The organism is Pseudoalteromonas sp. SG43-7 (assembly GCF_014164295.1).
Taxonomy (GTDB): Bacteria; Pseudomonadota; Gammaproteobacteria; order Enterobacterales; family Alteromonadaceae; genus Pseudoalteromonas; species Pseudoalteromonas rhizosphaerae.
Genome location: NZ_JACJEY010000009.1, coordinates 40921 through 66000, shown reverse-complemented (window position 1 = coordinate 66000; position 25080 = coordinate 40921). Strand labels below are relative to the sequence as shown.

Sequence of the window (25080 nt, the reverse complement as noted above, 5' to 3'; positions counted from 1 at the left end):
AGCGTTAACTGAGAACAGTAGCATATATAAACAACGCTATTTAATACATAGCTAAACTTATTTGTTATTCCCACACTTAGGTTTAATTCATGCAATTTCTACGCGAATTAACATATATTCAGAATATCTTATTGAAGTGAAGTTGCAGTACTTCGAGAGGAATAATTAAACTGTAAAGTCCCTTTACAGTTTAAAAAATTATTTCATCTGGCTTAATATTGAATCTAATGTTTTATTGTTTTTTCCTCCCCATAATTGAAGATTTAACGGCTGCATAATACCTGCATTAAATTCAAAACCACCGGCTCGATCCGTTTTTATTAACAGCGGGCCATCTAAATCAACATATTTTGCTTCGCCGCTCAAGAGTGATAACGGGGCCATAGCTAAAGAGCTACCCACCATACAACCTAACATTAGCTCAAAGCCATGCTGCTTAGCCTCTTTTGCTAAATTATTAGCCTCAGTGAGCCCCCCGGTTTTGTCTAGCTTAATATTAATTACCTGATAACGGCCTTTAAGATAAGGCAAATCAGCACGAGTATGACACGACTCATCTGCACATAAAGGAATTGGAGAGTCAAAATTTAGCAAATTGTGATCTTCTCCAACAGGTAAAGGCTGTTCAATTAAGACGACATTTAATTGTTTGAGTTGCTCACAACAGCTTACAAGATCTTGAAAACTCCAGCCTTCATTAGCATCAACAATAAACTGGCTGTGCGGAGCTGCATTTGATATTGCAGCCATTTTTTTCAGGATATCCTGATTATCTAACTTCACCTTCACTAATGGAGGATTGTTCAAGGCTTTTACTGCATCAGCCATTGCCTGAGGAGTATCAATACTCAAGGTTTGCGCACATACGCAAGGGGTCGTATTTTTTTGTAATAACTCTGCGACGGTCTTGTTTTGTTGTTTTGCTTTTAGATCCCATAGTGCACAGTCTAATGCATTTCGCGCAGCACCTGCAGGCATGCTCATCACGTGATTTACAAAATCAGTGCCTTGATAGTTTGCAAGCTGTTCTATTTGCAAAATCACACTGCTCACCGATTCATTATAACGAGAATAGGGGACGGCTTCAGACCACCCATAGTTCAGGCCGTCACTGAGTAACACAGTAACAACATCCGCTTGTGTTTTTGCACCGCGAGCGATACGAAAAATCGCTTTTAACGGTAATGGCTGATGAAAAACTTTAACAAGCTCTATCCGTTCTGTTACAGGTAAGAAACCGTTAGCCATTATAAGTTTTCCACTATTAATGCTGTACCATCACGTACAGGATCAACGCAAGGCAAACCAAGCTGTAGGCTCAATTGATCACAAATTTCCCGCCCTTGTGCAGCGCTCACACTTGAAGTGTTAACTGAAATGCCAACGATGCGAGCATTTGGGTTCGTTAGTTGTGCCGCAGCTAAGTTAAGCTCTATTGTTGTTTCGATACTTGGAAAAGAAGTATTCGGTAATCCTCGCATATGGCTACGGTTTAAGGCATGGCAAATAACCAAAGCATCAGGTTGAGAGCCATGTAATAGGCCTAAGCTCACTCCTGCAAATGCAGGGTGCGATAATGATCCTTGCCCCTCAATAACATCCCAATGTTGTTCATCAGCGTCAGGGGATAATGTCTCTACAGCCCCTGAAATAAAATCTGCAACCACACAGTCAATTGCAATTCCAGTACCAGCAACTAAAATACCACACTGCCCAGTTGCTCGAAAATTAACATCCATGCACTTTTCTGACATTGCTTGCTCAAGGCTCAATGTTGTATACATTTTACCAACAGAGCAATCGGTACCAACTGTTAATAACCGTTTCCCAGAACGTTTACGTCCAGTACCTGTCGCAAACTGACTGGTAGGATGTCGAATATCAAAAAGCTGGCGATTACATTGTTTGGCTTTGTTAATAATTTCATCAATGTTGGTTAGTTTTTCATGCAAACCACTAACAATATCCATACCATGTTCTAGCGCTTCTAAAATATACGGTAACCATTTTTTATCAAGTATTCCACCGCTATTAGCAAATCCTAAAACAAATGTTTTTGCACCTAGTTTAGCCGCATCGCAAATGGTATGCTGCGCTAACCCAGTAGTCACTCTACATCCAGCTACACTCATCTCGCCAATACACAATTCAGGTCGCCAATATGCAGCACTTTGCGCCATTTTGATTGATAGCTGATCCGTAGCATCACCAATAAATAACAAATAAGGAGGGGTAATTTTCATAATAGCTCACTAAGATTCAAAGAATAATAAGGTTTCACTGAGCATATAAGATCAACACCACAAAGATAGTAAGAAGAATTAGAAAGCCTATAACCTTAGGCTATATGAAAAATTAAATCACTTTAAATACATAGCGTTAATTGCTCTAAAAAGATACTTGCTGGATTCGATAATGTTCTATTTTCTAAGTGCAGAGCATTAACATTAAAATAAAGTGGAGGATCAAATGAAGCAATAGCAACATTATCAGACACGTTACCCATTGCCGTATACTTATCAACAATACAAATTCCAACACCTTGCGCTACCAGCCTTACTGCAATAAAGTAGGTTTGCACCTTTATAGTTGAGTTTAATACGATGTTTTCTTCCATCATACGGCCCCACAACAAATTTGCTAATGGGCCACTATCACTAATATCTATAAACTCATAATCGATTAAGTCGTCAAAAGTAAGTTGGGCAGGGGCATCAGGGAAACGAGTTTTGGGGTAGACAATAACAAGTTCTGATCGAGCCAACTCGATGGACTTTACACCGGGCAAATTACTGGGAGAAAACAACACAGCGATATCGCATTTATGCTCTAGTAAGGCTTGTAATACTTCATTATTATGCACTGTTTGCACATTAAAGTTTACGTTGGGGTAACAGCTATGATACAGAGCAATCGCACCAGGCAGAGCTTCAAAACCGAGCGCAGGAGTGACACTGAGATTAATATTGCCAAACTCCGACTTTTTGATGTTTTCAGCGGTACTTTTTATCGTTCGCATCTGTAAATAAATTTTATTTACTTCATCAAACAGCATGTTTGCTTCATCAGTTGGGATCAGTCGTCCTTTTATTCGTTCAAATAACTTAAAGCCTAATTGCATCTCAGCATGTGATAGCACTTTACTAACTGATGGTTGAGAAACATGCAGTATTTTTGCTGCGTTGGTAATTGAGCCAGTAGTGTAAATCGCATGAAATATTTCAATATGTCGTAAGCGCATAGTTCAACAACTCTTCAATGACAAAGTTTAGGCGGTAAAATAAACAAGTGCAGTCCACATAATTGCTGCAGCTCCCGCAGCTAAAGATGCAGGTACAAGCTGAGACTTAACGTGATCCATTAAGTCACAGCCAGTTGTCATTGCACTTAGGATAGTCGTGTCTGAAATAGGCGAACATTGATCTCCATATACGCTGCCATTGAGCACTGCCGCGAAGCACACCATCATAAATAATTCCGGATTAGCTAGCTCTTGTGATTGGCACATAGCCCATGCCAGCGGCATTGCCAGTGGAAATGCAATAGCGTATGTTCCCCAACTTGTCCCAGTTGAAAATGCAATAATGACGGTAATAAGTTGTAAAATAACAGGTAATAACCAAAACGGTAACTGTTCACCCAACAATGAAACTAAATATAAACCACCACCTATTTGCTTGCTTATACTACCAATAATGACTGCTAACATTAAAATAACCGATGCAACCACAACCCCTTTTAAGCCCGTTCCTAAGCCCTCTATTAAGTTATCAAGGGACATCCCTTTAGCTAAAGCGATTAGTGCCGACATTAACAACGCCACACCAAATGCCCAATTAACCTCTGGAGTACCAGAATAAATAAATGTCATCACCGCTATTGTGATCAAAGTCAATAAAGGAAGTAAAAACTCTAAAACATGAGGTTTATAACCGTCGGGGATATTTGTACCGCGTAGTTCTTTTGCACTTAATGGTTTGGCTTCTGGGGCATCTAATTGACCGGTTTCTTGTGCTCGCAGATGAGCTTGACGAATTCGCTTACCTGAAAAACGAGTTATATTTAGGCTCAACAATAAAGTACCTAGTACGGCTAGAATACTGTAGAAACTTAACGGAATACTGCTAAAGAAAAACTTAATTCGGTCTGATTCCGTCGCTAGAAATGATACACCGGGGACAAAAATAAGCGCCTGAACATAAGCAGGCCAGGCATTAAATGCTAAAATAGATGCAATAGGGGAGGCCGTAGAATCAACAATATAACTCATTTCTTCATGACTAACTTTTGCTTTATCTGCCAACGGCCGTACTGTGGTGCCTACAAGTGTTGTACTCATAGTGCCACCTTGAAAAAACAATACACCTAAGAACCATGATATAAACTTTGCCGAACGTTGCCCTCTAACAAAATAACGAGTCATAAAATTTGCAAAAGCTTGTGCTGCCCCTGTTTTGGACCAAATACCAAGTAATCCGCCTAATAACCACAAATAAAGTAACAATAAAGCTGCTGTTCCTTCACTGGCAAGGTTTGGGATCAGCACTTTATCGGTAAGGTCATATTCACCTAACATAAACGCACCAACAACAATTCCGCTAAATAAAGCAGTCAGAGGCTCTTTGGTTAACAAACATAAAACGATAGTAATTAATGCCGGTAACAATGACCAAAAACCATAATGAAAAGCCGGCTTAAGTAATAAAAGTTGCCCATCATTTTTTTTAACCCACTGCTCAGATAAACTTGGCGTACCTTGACTTTTTGATAATGAGGTCTGATTTATTGGCGATTCAGCATATGGAACTACATTTTTTATTACTATCTCTTTCCCTTTATAGATATAAGCACTTTGACCAGATTCAGTGCTATAAGTATCGTATAAATAAGATTGTTCTAACCAAGTTTGCTGCGTAAACAAATTGACATACAAAGCCATACATAAGCCGCAAAGTAAGATACCAAACGCCAAGGCATTTTTATTAATTATCATAGTGTGTAATCTTTTTAATTTACAGTTGCTATAAGGAAGGTCAGGAATTACCTGCTACAACACAAAAAAGCCCCACTAATGGAATATATTAATGAGGCATTTATTTTTATTCTGCCGCTAACGAGCGCGGGTTAGAAAATAATTTTGAGAAAAAAAGACTATTCATAAATAGCTTTTCTGTACCGTAAAAATAACCTCTAAAATTAGGGTCATCAGTAAACACGATGACACTTCCTTGCCCTAAACGTTGCCCAACTAGCATTGCATTACCTGCTAGTTGCTGTTGATTTTCAGCAGATGTGAAACCTGTTAATAAAGGTTGTTTAGCAATTTTAATTATTGTTGCATAAGGATTTTTTGGTGGTTCGAAGGCAAGTAAACCACTGCGATGACTAGCAATTTCTCTGCGGCTATAACCATAGCCTAATGGGTGAGTGATATCGAGATCACCGGCCATTATCGCGCCACCAACAATATCTTGCGCTTCAACATGTGCTTTTGACGCGTAATCAATTCGTGGTTGAGCTGAGCTTTTACCTTTCTTCATGGTTACGGTATTCAGGTTGAGTAATTTTTTGCCTGCCCATTTAGCACCATCGCCCATACCAACAAATGTGCCACCCGATTTAACCCATGTTGTTACTTTTTCTGTAAGTCCTGCAGTCATGTCTGAATACGTACCATCAGCCATTACTAAATGCGTATAATCAGATAATTTAACACTGTTTAAACGCCACTTTTCAAGTAATACAACGGGCATGCTCATACGCTGATCAAGCAAGTGCCATACTTCACCCGCTTGGTACTGAGACATGCCAGGACCTACAACTAATAATATTTTAGGTAAACTAACAGGTTCAATATTATTGCTGCCCAAGTCCATGCCAGTACTTTGCGTATTAGCACTGTTTAAGGTAAATACAGGAATCCCCTCATTTTTTGCTGCATTATTCATTATTTGGTGTAGCTCAGTATTATTGCCTCCCCCTTGCCAACCAGTTGATACCACTACACTACCACGTTGAAAAGTTTGCAGGCCCTGATCTGTATTGGCTTGGAATTCATTATTTGCAATTCGAGGGCGATAACCTTGTGTTAATAGTTGGTATAACACTTTTGGCGCATAGTAATTGCTCCATTCAAACACATAAGCCACTTTAGCTATAGGGACATTAGGTTGACTAGGGAAAGTAACTTTAATAGGGTTGCCTACTTTATAATTTCGACGCGTAAGTGGCTCATATTTCAAACCAAAAGCAAGTGGCATAGTCCAGCCAGATACATCATAAAAAGTATTATTTTCAAACTCTGTAACTTTTGAAAATAACCCTTTCACCATAGGGTAACTAGCTTGCGCTGTTTCTACGATATACGCTTTATCAGCAAAAAATTGCGTACCGTTGGCTTTTAAGTCTTTTTGTAATGACCTAACACTAACTTTGTTTCGCTCAAGTAACTGTAAAAAATGAAACATCCGTGCAGGATCTTCAGGTGCCGCAAAAACGTACGCTTTTACTTTATCATCCTCTGCTTGCTCTTTAGTCTGAGAAAAAAAGCGCTGTTGAAAGCTAAGTAACTCAGTTTTTTTATCAACTGCATTATTTAATAAAGCTAAACCCACATGATAGTAAGTGCGAATATTGTCACGAAACGACAGAATGCCACGCGGTGTAGAAAGTAAACCAGCCGAACTTGCTTGTTCGAACAGGATACCTAAACTACCGTATAAGTGTGGATAGGTTGCGCCTTTACCCAAATAAAAATTATCGTAGGCTTCTTCGTTAAAATACGCACGCGCTTCACTGTCTAAAAAGTCTCGAGGGCCTTGTACAACTTCACTTAACAGCGTCATTGCCTGTTTATTTATAATCGGGTGAACACGGTCTGGGGCACCTGGATGGAAATAAAATGATTTATATGAACGCATTTCATGAAAATCAGCCACTATGTTTGGTCGCCACTGATGAAACTTATTTACCCAACCAACTGGCTCTGGTTGTTGTTGCAACATCCACTGGCGATTTAAATCAAACCAATAATGATTTGTTCTTCCTGAAGGCCATGGTGATCCATGCAGTGCATGATTAGGGTCACTCACACTGATTTGTGAAGAATATTTAAGATTCCATGATGCCTCACGGCTATTACCGTCTGGATTCATACTCGCAGTAAGTAAAATTACACTATTATCTAATAGCTTATCAATTTCTTTACCCTGTGCTGCAGCTAAATGATAGGCAATAGGCAACGCAGAGTCGTTTGAACTCACTTCACCACCGTGAACACCAAAGTTGATCCAGCTAACCACTGGCATATCTGTAAGTTCTGGAGTTGCACCTTGTTGTAAGCTCATGTGTCGCATTTGTAGCTGGGCTAAATTTTTATGATTATTAGCCGATGTAATAGTAAGAGTAGCAATAGGTCGACGTTCGTTACTATACGCTATCACTTCATATCTTACGCGCTCTGACTGAGCAGCGAGCTCTTGAAAATATGCAATCATACGGTCATTACGTGTCATTTGGTCACCAAGGCGATGACCTAAGAAACTTTCAGGCTCAGTAATTGTTGGATCAAATGTTACTGATGTATCAAAAATGGTGTCTACTTGAGGCGCTGCATCCACTGCAATGCTGAACAATGAGACAACACAGAAAAAACAATGTTTAAAAGATAAAAGAAGGGTTTTCATTACTTACTTGCCTTTGCTTGAGAATGACGGATCGCTTGACCAGGAAGAGTATTAGTCAACTTACCATCTGAAATAACCAGTTCACCGTTAACAATCATCCAACGTACACCTTCGCTTAGCTCTTCAGGATGAATGTAATCTGCTTTTGGTGTAAATTTGTTCTCATCAAAAATAACAATATCGGCGATATAGTCAACGTTGAGTTCACCTCGATCAGTTAAACCAAAGGTTTTTGCGGTTAAAGTGCTACTACTATTAATAAACTCTCCAGTTGTTAACCATTTTTTTTGTTTTACAAACTCATGGTACTTTTTCGGAAACGACGCATATTTTCGTGGATGACCAGGACTTCCATCAGAAGATGTCATTACCCAAGGCTGTAACATATAAGCCTGAATATCTTGTTCTGACATATTAAAACTAGCCACTCGTGCATTCCCAGAAATGACAATTTTGCGTGCTGCATCAATAGGTGATATACCCCACATAGTGGCTATTTCTAATAATGTTTTACCGCGTAATTCTGGGCGGGTAGGATCGCTTATTAATAATGAATCAGCACCACCGCGACGACGTAAGTTCTCTTGCATTGCGGCTTTGAGTAACGGCCATTGAGCCTCGTCTTGTATCCGCGCAATATACTCAGCTTTTGTTCCTGCTAACGTTTCACGCGGCATTAAACTGCCAGCAATACTGGTACCCGAAGCACGCCAAGGGTATTGATCAGCAGTAACATCAATACCGTTGTCGCGGGCTTTATTAATCAAATTAATAACTTGCGTACTTTCCCCCCAAACATCAACACCAAGGGCTTTAATATGAGCAACATGCACTGGAAGTTTTGCTTGCTCACCGATGGTGATCACTTCTTTGATCGCCCCAACTAAACCAACACTATAAGAGCTTTCATCACGAATGTGGCTGTCATAAACACCTCCATAACGGGCTGCCACCTTTGCAAGTTCGATCACTTCGTTCGTCGTTGCGTAATTACCCGGCACATAATAAAGCCCTGTAGACAAACCAAGTGCGCCCGCTAACATAGCTTGCTCAACTATACCCTTCATTTGTGAAAGCTCTGCAGACGTTGGCGCACGATTTGTACGGCCCATCACTGCAGTACGCACTGAACCATGGCCAATGTATAATCCCACATTGGTTCCTATACCTTGCTCTTCGTATTGCGCAAAAGTATTCGCAACGTCAATATCACCCCCCCCATCTACATTACAAAAAACAGTGCTCACACCTTGCGTTGTATAATTGGCGTTTAAATTAAGTACGCCATCATCTGCAAAATCACTACAGGCATGTGTATGTGGGTCAATAAATCCAGGGGCAACTATAAGATCCTGAGCATCAATCACTTTTTCTGCTCGTATATTTACTGGTGCTTGCTCACCAATAAATACAATCTTACCACTATCAATGCCAATCACGCCCTTAATTGGGGCTTGGCTTGCACCTTGGTAAATAGTATTGCCGGTGATCATTAGATCTATCGATGTACTTTCACGACTACAGCCAACAAGAGCTGCCACAACAACTACAAGTGCTGCTAATTTAGTAATTGGCATTACTCAATCCTACTTTGTATAAAAAAAGAAGAGCAACCTAAGCTGCTCAGAATAAAATTCACTAATGATTATTTAATCAAAGTTCATACTTAAACTAACATATACATAACGCCCTTCAGCATCATGTAAGCTCGCATTGTAGCCATATGTTTCATCTGCAAGTGGTGGCTCTTTGTCAAAGAGATTACGCATTCCTAGACGTACTCTCGTTCCCTCTAACGAACCTGAATCATAGGTGTATTGACCATAAAGGTTGAATGTCGTCCAGCTGTTTACATGCCAAAATTCGCCAGTCTCATTCTGTATTGCACTGGTATCATAAAAATCACCAACATACTTACCATATAATCCTGCTCCCCAATTTTCGTAACTCCAAGAAAGCGTGCCTGTTGCTTGCCATTCAGGCCTACCATCCATTTGCATCAAATCACCGACATCCTCTAATGCAAGCCCAAGTTCTGCTAACTTAGCTGACTCTTCATCAACGCTTTGGTACGCTTTAAGCAATTTTGCAGCGTTTAATTTAAAATCGAAATCACCAAATTGCGTATCATAAATTCGGTAGTTAACACTTAAATCAAGCCCTTCCGTAACACGTGAATCTAGATTCTCAAATAAACCTATTACTTCGGTCATATCACCTACAGCTTCAAGCCCTGAACCGCTAAAGAATGCCACATCATCAGTTGTTGCAGCAGCTCGAATCACATTCTCGTTACTGCCACCATTTAAACGGTAGTAATAGTCAAGATCTGCAATATTTTGATATGAACGAATACCGATTAAATCTTCTTGTTCAATACGCCAATAGTCAGCAGTAAAAGTAAGATTATCAATCAGTTCCGGCGAATAAACCAAGCCTAAGCCATAGTTGTAATCATTTTCAGGCTTCAAATCAGGATTACCATAGCGAATATTAGATACGCTATCATTACCGCTGCATTCACTTAAGCTACTTAATTCACCTTTGTTAATTTGCGCTTGGCAACGATAGTAATCAGTAGGATAATTTACTCGAGTTGTGCTCGCAGTGTGGAGCTGCTCTAAGTTAGGAGCACGAAAACCTTCAGAATATGATGCCCTAAAATGTAAACTGTTAACCGGATACCAACTTAAAACAGCTTTAGGTTTAAAAACACTACCTACATCATTATATTGCTCAAAACGACCTGCAATTTGAAAGTCTAATCGCTCAACAAGTGGAATATCCATTTCAGGACTGATCAACGCTCCCGCAAATTCAACAAATGCTGAAGCTACATTGCGTGAGCCATCGGAATTAGGTTGACCACTGGAGCCCATAATATCTGACGCATAGTTAGCGCCTGTAATATCATCGGTGTATGTTATGGCACCATTTAATCGATCATCATACTTATTTTCAAAACTTTCGTAGCGCCATTCAGCCCCCATTGCAATACCAACATCTCCACCTGGTAAAGAAAATAAAGCAGGCGTTGATATTTTAAAATCAACAAGGCCTAACTCTGTTTCACCAGTGCGTGAGGTATCGATTAAAAAGCTGTTGATTGTTTCTTGTGAGTTACACTGTGCATTACAAAATGGGTTATACGCAGAGCTATCTTGTTTGTTTACGCTATCCTGAAACAAACTTAAACTAATACGATTGCCTGTGTTATCAACTGTTTTAGCAGCAGAATACAAAGCGGCACTATCCCAACTCCAATTATCAATATCACCTCGTGCGCCTCCTAGAAAGCGATATGAAGTATTTTCTACATTAATTTTTCGCACTCCAGCGTCAACAACGCGATATGCATCGATTACAACGTCAAGACCTTCACTTGGAATATCGTAACCGCTTAGCTGATTAACTCCTGAACCTAATGGATTCCAATATGCAGAACTTGAAATTGTAACAGGGGCTGAGGTTAGTGTCGCAGTCTCACCACGTTGAGAGTTTGATTCTGCTTTATAATAACCAAGCTCACTGTATAACTCAGTATCATTTCCTAAATCGTGATTAATAAATATAAATGAGTTAAGACGTTCGGTTTCAGGGATCAAAGTACGGCTGGCATTCGTATTATATGATTGTGTGTCACTTGATATCGCCCCACTATCGACGCATAAACCATTAGATAATACACACTGCTGATCAGCGTCGCTTGCATCAGCGCCTTCAATATGAAAACGCCCAGCCGAACTAGTCAAATCATCTACAGATTGACTCGCATCAAAGCGTCCCCAAGGAGTTGTTGTCGATGAATTGCGAAAATTTGAATCGCCTTCCCAACGAGTTCCATCAAGAAAAGGGCGCAGATCAGAATTAGCCGAGTACTTAGTCTCTGACGCCATTACCTCTGAGCCGTAATAATAATTAACCGAAGCCGTTACATTGGTCATGCCATCATTTAAATCCCACCCAGCCAAACCATTAAGATTGAGTTTTTCACGCTCTGTATTTTCAGCTTGGCCATACTGCATATCAAATTGAAAACCACTAAAATCTTCACGCATTTGTGTATTTACAACACCAGCAACAGCATCAGATCCATAAATAGCAGCAGCCCCGTCATGTAAAACCTCAACGGCACCAACTCCCATAACTGGAATAGAGTTTACATTAACGGTAGTAACAGGTACTGAATTTTCAGTTTGAGAACCTGGATGCTGAACCAAACGACGACCATTTAAAAGCACTAAGGTATTTCCCGTACCAATGCTGCGTAAATTTATTGACGCAACATCACCACGAGAAGCGTAAACACCACTAACAACATCATTACCATTAAAACTAACTGTGCCGTTACTAGGGATCGATGCAAATAATTCACTCCCTGAAGTTGCACCAATTGCATCAATATCCTTAGAGTCAATAATAGAAACGGGTAATGCCCCACCGATATCAGCTCCCTTAATCATAGAGCCTACGACACTAATTACTTCAACATCCTCATCTACTTTAGTACGTTGCTTTGAAGCCTCAGTTTCTTTCACATTTACCTGATTACTTTGCTCAGCAACTGCTGGTAAAGACATAACGCTTAACGCAGATAATAAACATAAACTAATTTTATTTAACTGATATTTTGTTTGATGAAATGCATACATATTATTCCCCTAACGACTTATGTTTTTAATGGTTATAGTTTGTAAGTTGATTGCATTTCACACAGTGCACAATAAAAGTTAATAAGACAATTAACAAAAAAGAGCCTGATCATAACCGTAGGTTATAGGTCACACTGCTTAGATAATTGATTCAAATAAAAGGTGAATTTAGCCTTTTTTAGTAGCTTTATGAAAGAATTGCGAATACTAATTTGTTACTTTACTTACAAAAAAGTAACTAACTTCATTAATAATAAAGAGCCTAGGCGACTCATTTGATGTGTACCTTTTTTTATGATTTTTAAAGGGGGCATCTAATTAATAGATGGCTGCAATCGTTTTAAAGTATTGATCTAGATCTAGTTTTTAATCGTTAATATTCTATATTGGTACAAGGGATGAACTTCAACAAGGTTTATCAATCAAAGTATTACATTCAGTAGCAAGTTAATTGTTATGAACTAAGCTTTTCAACATAGCGATTTATAGACCGAGTTTTATATTCCGATAAAGGAGCTAAAAATGAGCAATTCAGGTGCGGGCAAATGCCCAGTTATGCACGGTAGCAACACACAAACGTCTAATTCCAATACTGATTGGTGGCCGAATGCGTTAAATTTCGACATTCTTCATCAACACGATAGCAAACCGAGCCCCTACGGCGATGACTTTAATTACGCCGAAGAATTTAGAAAATTAGATCTTGAAGCAGTAAAAACTGATTTAAAAAACTTAATGACTCAAAGCCAAGCATGGTGGCCTGCTGACTGGGGCCATTATGGTGGCTTGATGATCCGTATGGCGTGGCACTCAGCAGGCTCTTACCGTTTAGCCGATGGCCGTGGCGGTGGTGGTACAGGTAACCAACGTTTTGCGCCGCTAAATTCATGGCCTGATAACGCCAACCTTGATAAAGCACGTCGCTTACTTTGGCCTATCAAGAAAAAATACGGCAATAAATTATCGTGGGCTGACTTAATTATTTTAGCCGGTAACATGGCGTATGAATCGATGGGCTTAAAAACCTTTGGTTTTGCCGGCGGGCGTGAAGACATTTGGCATCCAGAAAAAGACGTCTATTGGGGCGCGGAGAAGCAATGGCTTGCGCCAAGTGATGAACGTTACGACAACGTAGCAAAACCAGACACCATGGAAAACCCGTTAGCTGCAGTGCAAATGGGGTTAATTTATGTTAATCCAGAAGGCGTAAACGGCCAACCAGATCCACTCAAAACTGCGGCACAAGTACGCGAAACTTTTGCTCGCATGGCGATGGATGACGAAGAAACAGCAGCGCTCACGGTGGGCGGCCATACGGTGGGTAAAACCCATGGCAATGGCAGCGAAGAGAATCTTAGCCCAGAGCCTGAAGCCGCAGATGTATTTGAGCAAGGCCTAGGTTGGAACAACCATAAAACGCGCGGGATAGGCCGCGATACTATGACATCAGGCATTGAAGGTGCGTGGACAACTCACCCAACTAAATGGGATAACGGTTATTGCTATCTACTGTTAAATTACGAATGGGAGCTTACCAAAAGTCCAGCGGGTGCAAACCAATGGGAACCGGTAAACATTAAAGAGGAAGATAAACCTGTTGATGTTGAAGATCCATCAATTCGCTTAAACCCGATTATGACCGATGCCGATATGGCAATGAAGATGGACCCAAGCTATCGCAAAATTATTGAACGTTTTTATAATGATTTTGACTATTTCACTGATGTGTTTGCACGGGCTTGGTTTAAACTCACTCACCGTGACTTAGGCCCTAAATCTCGCTATTTAGGTGCAGATATACCAAGCGAAGATTTGATCTGGCAAGATCCCATCCCAAGCGTAGATTACACATTATCTGATGCTGAAATTAGCGAACTTAAAGACAAACTGCTAAATGCAGGCATTAGCGCCAGTGACTTGATCAGCACTGCATGGGATAGCGCCCGTACTTATCGTGGCTCTGATCACCGTGGTGGTGCCAACGGTGCACGCATTCGCTTAAACCCGCAAAAAGATTGGCAAGGTAACGAGCCTGAAAAACTTGCTAAGGTGTTAACGGCCCTTGAAACAGCACAAGCAAGTTTAAGCAAACCGGTGAGTTTAGCGGACTTAATTGTACTTGGCGGTACAGCAGCCGTTGAGCAGGCAGCAAAAGCTGCGGGTGTCGATATCACCGTACCATTTGCAGCAGGTCGCGGCGATGCGAGCGACGACATGACCGATGCAGAGTCGTTTGATGTATTAGAACCAATTCATGATGGCTTTAGAAACTGGCAGAAAAAAGATTATGCTGTTTCAGCCGAGGAGCTACTTTTAGAGCGAGCACAACTGATGGGGTTAACAGCCCCTGAAATGACAGTACTACTTGGTGGGATGCGTGTACTAGGCACTAACCACAGTGGCAGCCAGCATGGTGTATTCACCGATAACGTGGGTACATTAAGCAATGACTTTTTTGTTAACCTAACCGATATGAACTATCGCTGGGAACCGGCAAGTAAAAGCACGTACAACATTGTTGAGCGCAGCTCTGGTAATACTAAATGGACCGCAACCCGCGTAGATTTAGTATTTGGCTCTAACTCTATTTTACGAGCCCTTGCCGAGTTTTACGCTCAAGACGATAACAAACAGCGTTTTGTGCAAGACTTTGTAAATGCATGGGTTAAAGTAATGAACGCCGACCGCTTTGATATTTAAGTAAAGCACTAGAAGACGCGAGCATATTTTATGCTCGCGCTTTTATCTAACTAATACAACTACTGAGCTGTCTAGCCGCTGTAAACCCCCATTACATAATACAAATTATTAACGCCTAAGTTATTGTGATGCAGTATCCGCGGCACAGTTTTGCAACGACTTATTTTCTGACATATCAATAATCAAGCATTTATCTGGCAGCGCATGATTAAGGTTATCGTAAATACTAAATGCTTGAGTTAGGGCTGATTTTAGCTGACAAATGTTTTTACCTTTATTGTCACTACTTACAACACACCTTGTGTTGTTATTTAATAAGTTTGCCATTGTTTGATAAGTTTGCTGAGTTGCTTGGCTAATATCAGCAAACGCAAGCGTTCCAGCGTTACGCACTAAGTAAAAGTCGGCGATAAAATCGAGCACTGTTTTAGCCTGTAAGCCTTGGCGCTGTACTTTAGATAGCTGGCTATTATTGTTAAACAGAGCCGTGATCTCTAATAACGACATATTCAATACTTGCTCACGAAAGTCTTGTGGCCACTCACGAGGAATAAACCGCCACTTTGCCAAAGCTTGTAAGTGCATTTTGCTGTAACTGTGGTAGCTTTTGGCTGTCAAAATACGGTTATTCCACAGCTGCTCTGGGGCATTTTTGTTTAGATAGTCATACTCTTTTTGATAGGCGCTAAACAGTTGGTCAAACTGGGCAACGTTATCAATCGTAATCGTATCCACCTTTGCTGACAGTTTATTAAGTGTGACTAACTTATAAGCAGGGCGGTATGCCGCGATAGAAGGTGCTTGAATATTAAATAGGGTGTTATGCTCGCTCTCAATGACCGATGTGTCGTTCATGTGCATGTGCCCGCCAATGTGCAGTTTCAAACCAGTTTCGGCGAGTAATTTCCGAGTATCACGACTAGGCTCTCTGGCTAACTGAAAAGCCGTATCACCAAACAGTGATTTAATCGACTGCGTTTGGCCATCGTAAAACTCCCCCATCGGAAAATGGCTAAACGCGACTAAGGTTTTACCTTGTGCTTTTGCCCTTTGTACTACTTGTGTGATCCACTTTAATAAATAAGGCTTTTCAGTCAGCACTTTGTTATAGCCTGCATTGCCCGAGCCTTGAAAGATCAAATGGCCATTTTCCAGTTTTGGGATATACACGTTCGCATCAATAGCCAATAACCAAAGTCCTGCAACAGGTTCAACTAAATAGCTGGTATCGGGTACTTGCTTACAACGTGATTGGTCATTCTGCGCGCATTGGGTATAACTGCGATCAGTGAGCAACGCCTGCTTGCCAAATGGTGTTTCCCACAGCAAATCGCGGTTATCTGGCTGCAAACCAAATGGTGCCATTATCTCTACAAGCTCTTGATAACCAGCATGCGCGATTTTATCGCTGCATACTAATGAGTGATTATCTTTAGCTACATGTTCACAACGAGGATGATCGGTTGAATAAATACCAATTTGCTGGCCTTTAGAACCCAAAAAGTCTGATTTTCCGCCGGCGGTTTTAAATGGCCGAACCGGATCATGATTACCTGGAATAGCAAAAAAACGCATACCGTACTTTTTTGCATAATCGTCTAGTATCGTTTTTAAACCATTAAGATGCACAGGTTGGCCATCATCAGTAAAATCCCCAGGCAGGGCAACTAGCTTTACGCCTTTAGCGGCAATATCATCAAGGGTGGCGATTAACGCAAAGTAGTTTTCATTAAATAAGCGAGTTGAATGAATTTGCGCCTGCATGCTGCGAATGCTCACCGCATCCTTTGCTTTATCGACTGGTATGCCCGCAAACCCCGCATCAGAAAAGTCCCCATAAATATCGTGAAAGTGAATGTCGGGAACAAAGGCTATTTGGGTGTTTGTAGCCGGCGCAGCAAAAAGCGGTGTACTGCTCAAAAAAATGAGCAATGAAATGAGAAACTTCATTTTAAATATCCTGTGACTGGAACACTTTAAACAAAAAAACCGGAAGCAAAATGCTTCCGGTTATTAGCTTTATAATATATTAAAATATTGCGCGAACACCTAATGCAAAGCGTCTTCCAGAGAACTCATACATTGATGGGAAAGCTGGATCTAATGTATATCCTTTAGTCGCTTCATCGGTAATATTAATGCCCTCTAATGTGAATTTTACTGAATCATTAATGCTGTAACCAAATGAGACATCTGTTTGACCATACGCATCACGATAAACTGGATACATATCACGCTCAATGTACTCTACGTATTTGTCTTTATAGTTATATGAAATACGCGCATCAAAGCTTTCATTTTCATAATAAAAAGTCAGGTTGTAGGTTTCATCTGCAAGCCCCTCTGGCGGGGTAGGGATACCTAAGTCAGATGCACCCGTTATGGAGTTATTTAATGTCGTGTAGTTAGCATTGACACCAAAACCTTCTAACATGCTACTAAAACGAGCAAATGGAATTTGTGCAATAAACTCAACACCACTAACATCATACGAGCCTTCGGCATTCACTTTTTGATAAACATCAAAATCATAAACACCGTCAACAGTACCATTATCATTGTACTTAGTTACGCCATTAACAACACCAGTGAGTGATTCACGTACGACGCCTTCAATTTCTTTTTCAAAGTAAGAAACCGCTAATAAGCCGCCATCTTCTAAATACCACTCCAAGCCCAGTTCCCATTGATCAGCATAGGTTGGTTTTAAATCAGGGTTACCATCGCGATATTTAAACTCACTTAAGCTCACTGTACGTTTATAAGCGATATCCGTTAATGATGGACGCATAAGCGTTTGTGATGCCGCAGCACGTAAAACTAAGTCATTATTAAGCTCAAGGGTAAAGTTAATACTTGGCAGTACTTCAGTGTAACCACCACTTTTAGAGACTGGTGTTGACGTATAAGATGTTGAGCCATCATCATTTTGTACTTGGTGATAACCTGATGAATCAACTTTAGTATCAATATAACGCACACCGGTATTCAAGGTTGCGGGCATATCGCCAATATCAAAAGCAAAATCAGCCATTGCATAAATAGCCGTGGTTTTTTCTTCTACTTGATAATATTGGTCTGGTTCGAAATCAACACCAAAGCCTTCATATCTAAGTTGGTTACGAGCATAACGATTAGAAATTTGACTCCAACCTTGTTTAGACGGTACGTCAGATAGATACTCGCCACCATTAACCAAATCTGAAATATTAGTTAGTTCACTGTCAGCTAACGTACGCGTGCCTACCCAAGAGGTATCACCTACTGATGGACCTGTTGCTCGGTTAGTACCATAATTACGCTCTTTTGATTTGTCGGTATACCGCGCCCCAAACTGCAACTTGGTTAACGCAGGGAAGGAATCTAAGCTAAATTGGCGAGAGAAATCCAATTGAGCAGCATATTTATCATCTGAGATTGCTTCAAGATTAACTTCGTTATAGTCAAATAAATAAGCCTCAGGTGAGTTATACATATCAAATGTATCAGGATTATTACTTGGTATAGTTTCTGCGCCTGTGCTGGTATAACGTGAACGTGTTGCACGATAGGCTGTATGTTTTAAATTAGTGGATTCGGTTGTTTTATCTGCGCCACTATAACCCACTAAACCGTATATATCCCAGTCACCTACAACCCAGTCCATTGCAATGCTAAATTGTTGGTAGTCAGTATCACTACTGTGTTCTTTACTTAAAAATTCGTGTTGAGTAGCCGCATAGTCAACGTCGGTTAGAACAGTGATACCGTAATCACCTAGCGTAGAGCTATCATATTGATTAATGCGTTCTAAAGAGCTAACACTTGATGCGGCATAAGCGGATGCATCATATTCGTCTTCATGATCATCAAAATTACCCAGTAAGCCATCAAAGGTTAAGCTAAATTCGCTGCTAGGTTTATATTGTAATGATAGTGTTGCACCCCATTTTTCTTGCTCTGTTAAGTATGAACGATCGCCTACTTTATTTAAAAACACCACGCGGCTTGTTTCATCACTATCAAAGCGATCATTAATTGTTATACCGGTATCACGCTCTAATACGTCCGCAGCTTGGTCAGATTGCCATTGCGATGAGCCTTTCTTTTCTAAAAATCGAGAAAGGGGGCGAAAATCGATCCCTGAGTTACTATCAGTACGATTAGTCCGTTGAGAGAATGCAAACGAGGCAAGTGCCCCCCAATCACCAAATATATCACTGGCTAAAAAGGTTAGTTTAGGATCTGATTTTTCTGATATTTCGTTATAAGCCCCTTCGACAGATGCCACTAACTTACGGCCGTCATAATCAAATGGTCTTGCTGTTGTGATTGCGACTGAACCTGCAATACCGCCTTCTTCATCCGCAGCCGTTGATGATTTTTTTACAGTAACACTTTGAATAATTTCAGAGGCAAACATATCAAATTCAACATCACGTCCGCCACTGCCCGATGCCGTAGCAAGATTATTGATTGATACGAACGTAAATTCACTCGGTAAACTACGTACATTCACCTTTTGACCTAAGCCCTTATTACGCTCAATAGTCACCCCTGGCATACGCTGTAGCGCTTCGGCTAAGTTTTGCTCAGGAAAATCCGCAATATCTGAAGCGACTATCGAATCAGAAAAGCCAATATTACTACGTTTTAAATCAATCGCTTGCTCTAAGCTTTTAATATAACTACCGGTTACGACGATTTGCTCCATCGCTTGATCTTCTTTTTCAGTTTCTTGTGCATAGCTTGGTGCTACAAATAACGAGCTAAGTGCTAATGCTAACGGTGATAGAGTAAAAATTCGCTTAGTCATCATGTTGGTCCTGTTGTATGTATTACGACTTTAAATTGATTTCACTTCTAATGACGGTGCAAAAATTTAATAGGGGACGTATTTATTTGATGAAGTTTTTATGTCGGTTTTGCGACAGCGCGCTCATAAAAATGTCATCAAATGATCACATCAATATCCACTTTTTTGCTCTAGTATGGCGCCTAATTAAAGGAAAATGCTGTAAATACAATAAAATGATATCGCAAACACAACCGCCTCTATCGCTTGCAAGCAAGCAAAGTCAATCTCATCGACCATTGGTTAAATGTTTTATTGCGAATCAAGATGCATTAAAAAGTTTCTTTCGTCGGGCGGTTGGTGAACAAGCCGATGCGGACGATTTATTTCAAAAATTGTTGCTCAAAGCATTAAAAATAGAATGTACCGATCATATTGATAACCCACTAGCGTATGGTTATCGGATGGCACATCATTTAGTGATTGACCATCACAAAGAGCAAAGTAAATATCCCGAGTGCCTAGAGCATGAGCCATTAAGTACAGAGCTTTCCCTTGAAAACTTACTCGACCATGAGCAACGACTGCGTTTATATCAACAGGTACTCACACAAATGCCTGCGCTACGTCGTGATGTGTTTACTCGAAGGCGGTTACATGGCGAAAGCCGCCAACAAATAGCGCAAAGCTTAGGGTTCTCAGAAGAAGCGGTAAAAAAGCATATTTCCCGCGCGATGGATATGCTCAAAGACGCAATCAGCGAATTTATTGCCGACTAAGTGTCCCCTTAATGAACGTTAAGTCGTTATATCAATAATAGAGATAGATAGAGAAATAACATGGTCACCTCATCCAAACATGACGATGAAAATAAAGATCCACTTAAGCAAGCGATTTGGCAAGATGCCGCACTCATTGCAGCATTACAAAAATTAGACTCACAAACACAAGTGAATCAGCCAACACAGGCAGAACCTAGCCAAGAAAAGCCTTTTTGGTTGTGGGGAAGTGCGCTTGCAGCCAGTATTATTGTGGCCGTGGTTGGCGTTATGCAATTAAGCTCAGAGGTAACCCCTGAAGCTTCTTCGCTCGTTGCTGCACAACAGTATTTTGCCACTGAAGCCACTGATACTACTTTGTCAGATGGCTCTGAAGTTGCATTAAATACACACACTAATTTGCAATTTAATGAAAACGATAAAGCCAGACAAGCAACCCTGAGTAAAGGCGAAGCTTATTTTTCAGTAAAACGTGATGAACAGCGCCCATTTACTATCGATACGGGTAACGCAACAATAAGCGTATTAGGCACCGCTTTTAATATCGATAAAACCCTACGCGAAACCACAATTGATGTGTTTCATGGCAAGGTGGCGGTAACCACACCAGATAACGCACAGCGAGTAGAATTAATAAAAGGGCAGCGAGCTCGCGTTCATAATAATCATATTATTGTAAGTACATTTAAAGCACAGCAGCCTGATTGGCAACTTGGCTGGCTTGATTTAGAAAATGTCACCATTAATGATGCTATTTTTCAACTTAATCGCTATACCGACAAACCATTAGTTCTGAGTAATGTGGATGCTAACTTACGAGTCAGCGGTCGTTTTAAAACAACCGATGTCGTTGGCGCGGCATCTTTAATCGCGCAATTAAACCAGCTTGAGGTTAATCGCTTTGACGACAGTATTGTATTGTCGCCAACAAACTAGTTTGAGCATATTTCTGCAGTTGCTGGCATTGTCATAAATTGTTCATTTATATTCTGCACACTGTCGTTTTATTAATGAAGTAGCAAGGCCGTTCATAGATGTTACGTATAAGCAGTTTTTTATGTGTAGCACTCTCGATTTTTTCTATTGCAGCAGATGCCGCAACGGCCAGTTTAATAGAGCAATTAACTGACCTATCTAAACGGTTTTCCACTGCGATAATATACAACACCTCATTACTAGCAGGCATAACCGTTGAGCCCAGTACTCAAACCACACTTGAGCAAACTCTTGATTTATGGCTGACTCCTAGGCAATTAAGCTGGCAAAAAACCGCTTCTGGCATCGTTATTTTTCAAACCGCAACATCAGTACCAGCAACGGCAATATCAATACTCGAAACTAACAATACGCAGGTGATTGAAGAAGTAACAGTAACCGAGTCATTACCTACACCATCCAATGGTGATGCCTATAACCACAATTACCAACAAGCAATTAACTACGCCCAACAAATAAAGAGTAACTATGTAGGGCAAAGCGAAATAGCAATAGGCGCAATGCTCAATCAACTGCCAGCTGAAAATCTTGCCGAGGCACTACAAGCAGTACCCGGCATAAGCATTACCCGCGATCGCGGTGAAGCCCTCAATATTAATGCGATGGGATTGGGTGCTGAGTATCAATTAACGCTATTTAATGGTCATCGCCTTGCAAATACCGAAAACGTTCGAAATTCAAACCAATATGGGCAACAACATCGCTTTGATATATTTAGCGCAGGGTTATTTTCAAATATCGCGGTGTATAAAACCACAAACTCAAGCCTTCCTAGTGGTGCAGTAGGCGCTACAGTTAACTTGCTCAGCGATGACCCCCTTGCTTATCAAGACAATAACCTACAAGTTATGCTCACCACCGCTGCGCTTGAAGGTGAACAAAACCTTCAACCAAGCTTTGGATTAACAGGCAATGCCAAAACAGCAGATGGTGACTTAGCTGTGATGGTAAAAATGAACTATGAAAACCGTCTGCAACGTCAGTTTCAGTTTGAAACCTGGCACTGGGGAGAAAATGGCGGCGCACCGCAGCCTTACCAATGGCCTGATATTAATAAAAACATCTTGGTGCCTACAGATGGCTTAGCACTGACCATAGAAAACGAAGATCGCACTCGCGCAACATATTATGGCGCTTTAGCCTGGCAAGCTACTGAGCGTTTAAAGCTTAATACTCTGTGGTTTAGATCAGATACTGACTTTTCGTTTGATGAGCACCGTATTTCAATTAACCCACAAAGTCAGTCAGCTCAAGCACAGGTTAACGATGAAAATAATAGCTTAAACCAATTTGTGTTTAACGATGTAAATGCCAAAACTAGCCGTGAAGAATCCAACTTATATTATGCCAACCAAACCATACAAGTTGATGCTAACTGGCAACCAAGTGCGCATTTACCCTTAACGCTTTCGCCATTTTACAGTAGCAGTAAAGCAAACAGTAAAACCAAAGAACCTATCTCTCGCGTTCATGGGGCTATTTCGCCTATGCAGGCAAACGTAGTTTTACAAAATAAATCGGTTGATAGCTTTAATTTTGCAGGCAACCTAGGGTTGGTAAGTAGCTACTCACATATTAATCAAATGAGCAAACGCACTATTAATGTGCTTAATGAAGTGGACGAGTGGGGCATTGATAGTCATTGGAGTCGTGAAAATTATTGGGGCTTACAAGCGCTGGATATCGGCTTTTTACATTCAACTCAAAATTATGACTACACCCGCAAAGATATAAGTTTATCGCCCTCGGCTTTAGAGCAACTACCTAATTTAGATGGTCGTTGGCTTGAACCAATCACTAATAAATTTTCAGCTGAGTTTATCAACGCAGATGTACAGCCTTGGCTAATCCCAAAAAGTGACCTTTTTCAACTTTATGATATTGATTTATCGTTCGCTGAAATGAGCGATAGTGACCGATTAAATAGTTACAAAGTAAGGTTTGTATCAAAGGAAGGATACATCTCTTCAAAGTGGCAATTTGAGCAAGTAACGTTAAGTACAGGCTTGCGATACAGCAATACATTAAGTGAAACAAAAGGCTCACAGCATGCAACAACAGGGGAATTAGCGCCCATCAATAGCAGCAATAATGATAGCACTTGGTTACCGTCAGTTAATTTAAAATGGCAGCCTTCGCAATTTTGGCAATGGCGGGCAGGCTTTAGCCGCTCTTTAAATCGGCCGAATTACTCAGATTTAAACCCAAAGCTGCATGTAAACTCAGGAGGTCTACCTTATGCAGAGCTTGGTAACCCCAATTTGCAACCGGTTATAGCCAACACTAGTACCCTCTCCGTTAACTGGCAACAACCAAGCGTCAGCGCACAATTGCTGGGCTTTAATCACCACATGAATAACTTTATTGTTGAGCAAGCAGCAAGCTTTAATTATCAAGGCCAGCATTACAACTCTTTGCAACGTACTAACGATGGCCAAGCTCAAGTCAATGGCTTACAAGCAAGTAGCCAGTGGCAATTACCGCAATATAGCCAGTGGTTCTTACAAAGCCAATTATCAGCAAGCATCACCCATATAAACAAAGCTGATGTAAGCACCTTAGCTGGCAATCACTTAAAAGTTGCAGGAGTCTCTGACTGGACAGGTAACCTGCGCTTTTTGGTCAGTGATGATAAATGGCAAGCTGCATTTAATATTAATTACCGTAGTGACTTTTTGGAGCAACACGACATTAGTAATAATGCCAATAGTTATGTTGAAGGCTACACCAGCACAGATTTAAGCTTTAGCTGGTTTTACTCAGCCAATGCCAGCCTGCGCTTAGATTTATTTAATGCCACCAATGAAACACTCACCCGTACAGCAAAAACTGACGGCGCCAGTTCATTACTCAAAGCTGAAGAATTTGGCCGCCGCGTGGTAGTTAGCTTGTCATTAAGAATATAAGTTTTTGAATTTACCACACGTAAACAAAGATCGCTTTTGTAAACCCCCATTACGTTTTGAGTAAAAATAATACAAGCAACTAATGTTTAAAGCTAGCTTATGCAAACCCAGTAGCCGCTGAGTTAATGGCTTGCTAGTATCGAAATGATACATAACGATAATTACCTCATGCAATCCTCAAAAAAAGACGAAGATGGCCCAAATACACATGTTTTATATAGCCAAAGTGAAGGTGGCATAAATTGGGGTGAGTTTAAATCGGTATTAAATAAAGCAGGCACGTCACTAAAAGGCGTTATTGAACAGGATTTAAAAGCCTAACAACCGGCCTTTTAGTAAATATGTTAGCGATGAGCTAGAGCCTAGCTGGTTTATCAATAAAGCAAACAACGTGGTTATGACTTTTCGTGACCAACAAACTCTACCGACCATGCAGTATCAAGGTAAATACAAACGCATTGGTTACAGCTACCCAAAAAGTTATCTTTGGCAAAAAAGCTTATTTATAAGCTACGCAGTTAACAAAGAAGACATAGCCGTAACAAAGCTAGACTTAGCGCAGTTTCAGGAAGCCGTTAAATAAGAGCT

General features: G+C 40.6%; 15 protein-coding genes. 6 read left to right on the top strand and 9 right to left on the bottom strand.

The annotated features are described in order from the left end of the window. Window positions 1-198: 198 nt before the first annotated feature. From dgcA to H5200_RS05890, 7 genes are all read right to left on the bottom strand, one after another. A complete protein-coding gene (dgcA, locus tag H5200_RS05920) occupies window positions 199-1248 on the bottom strand; it encodes an N-acetyl-D-Glu racemase DgcA (protein WP_182761141.1) in 1050 nt (349 codons plus the stop codon). Next, entirely contained in the window at window positions 1248-2243 is a 996-nt protein-coding gene (gene dgcN / locus H5200_RS05915) for an N-acetyltransferase DgcN (protein ID WP_182761140.1), read from the bottom strand. Before dgcN ends, dgcA begins: the two co-directional genes overlap by 1 nt. A 122-nt stretch (window positions 2244-2365) precedes the next feature. Further along, entirely contained in the window at window positions 2366-3241 is an 876-nt protein-coding gene (locus H5200_RS05910) for a LysR family transcriptional regulator (protein ID WP_182761139.1), read from the bottom strand. A 27-nt stretch (window positions 3242-3268) separates the two neighbouring features. Then, on the bottom strand, window positions 3269-4993 hold the full coding sequence (locus H5200_RS05905; RefSeq protein ID WP_182761138.1) for a Na+/H+ antiporter NhaC family protein: 1725 nt from the start codon (window positions 4991-4993) through the stop codon (window positions 3269-3271). Between the two features lie 106 nt (window positions 4994-5099). Beyond that, window positions 5100-7685 (bottom strand): M14 family zinc carboxypeptidase, encoded by a 2586-nt coding sequence (locus H5200_RS05900; RefSeq protein WP_182761137.1) that lies wholly within the window; start codon window positions 7683-7685, stop codon window positions 5100-5102. Next, window positions 7685-9262, bottom strand: coding sequence for an amidohydrolase family protein (locus H5200_RS05895; RefSeq protein WP_182761136.1), 1578 nt, complete (start codon window positions 9260-9262; stop codon window positions 7685-7687). The genes H5200_RS05900 and H5200_RS05895 overlap by 1 nt, the downstream gene beginning before the upstream one ends. A 72-nt stretch (window positions 9263-9334) precedes the next feature. Then, window positions 9335-12337, bottom strand: a complete 3003-nt coding sequence (locus tag H5200_RS05890; protein ID WP_182761135.1) for a TonB-dependent receptor domain-containing protein — start codon at window positions 12335-12337, stop codon at window positions 9335-9337. Between the two features lie 522 nt (window positions 12338-12859). Between H5200_RS05890 and katG the strand changes: the two genes are divergently transcribed. Continuing rightward, complete coding sequence (gene katG, locus H5200_RS05885) at window positions 12860-15037, top strand: catalase/peroxidase HPI (protein ID WP_182761134.1); 2178 nt, start codon at window positions 12860-12862, stop codon at window positions 15035-15037. Between the two features lie 120 nt (window positions 15038-15157). Here katG and H5200_RS05880 read toward each other — a convergent pair whose 3' ends face one another. Further along, entirely contained in the window at window positions 15158-16987 is a 1830-nt protein-coding gene (locus tag H5200_RS05880; RefSeq protein ID WP_182761133.1) for a metallophosphoesterase, read from the bottom strand. Window positions 16988-17066: 79 nt separating this feature from the next. Next, window positions 17067-19835, bottom strand: a complete 2769-nt coding sequence (locus H5200_RS05875; protein WP_259399177.1) for a TonB-dependent receptor — start codon at window positions 19833-19835, stop codon at window positions 17067-17069. A 212-nt stretch (window positions 19836-20047) separates the two neighbouring features. On the opposite strand from H5200_RS05875, the gene H5200_RS05870 reads away from it, so the two are divergent. From H5200_RS05870 to H5200_RS05850, 5 genes are all read left to right on the top strand, one after another. Continuing rightward, a complete protein-coding gene (locus H5200_RS05870) occupies window positions 20048-20590 on the top strand; it encodes an RNA polymerase sigma factor (protein ID WP_182717308.1) in 543 nt (180 codons plus the stop codon). 60 nt (window positions 20591-20650) lie between these two features. Beyond that, window positions 20651-21526 carry a FecR family protein gene (locus H5200_RS05865; protein WP_182761132.1) on the top strand — a complete coding sequence of 292 codons (876 nt, stop codon included), beginning with the start codon at window positions 20651-20653 and terminating at the stop codon, window positions 21524-21526. Window positions 21527-21624: 98 nt separating this feature from the next. Then, window positions 21625-24492, top strand: coding sequence for a TonB-dependent receptor (locus H5200_RS05860; RefSeq protein WP_182739332.1), 2868 nt, complete (start codon window positions 21625-21627; stop codon window positions 24490-24492). Window positions 24493-24660: 168 nt separating this feature from the next. Continuing rightward, window positions 24661-24813: a hypothetical protein gene (locus H5200_RS05855; protein ID WP_182739331.1), complete on the top strand. Its 153-nt coding sequence runs from the start codon at window positions 24661-24663 to the stop codon at window positions 24811-24813. Between the two features lie 76 nt (window positions 24814-24889). After that, the gene (locus H5200_RS05850) at window positions 24890-25075 is read left to right on the top strand and encodes a hypothetical protein (RefSeq protein WP_182739330.1); all 186 of its coding nucleotides are present in this window, start codon (window positions 24890-24892) and stop codon (window positions 25073-25075) included. Window positions 25076-25080 lie beyond the last annotated feature (5 nt).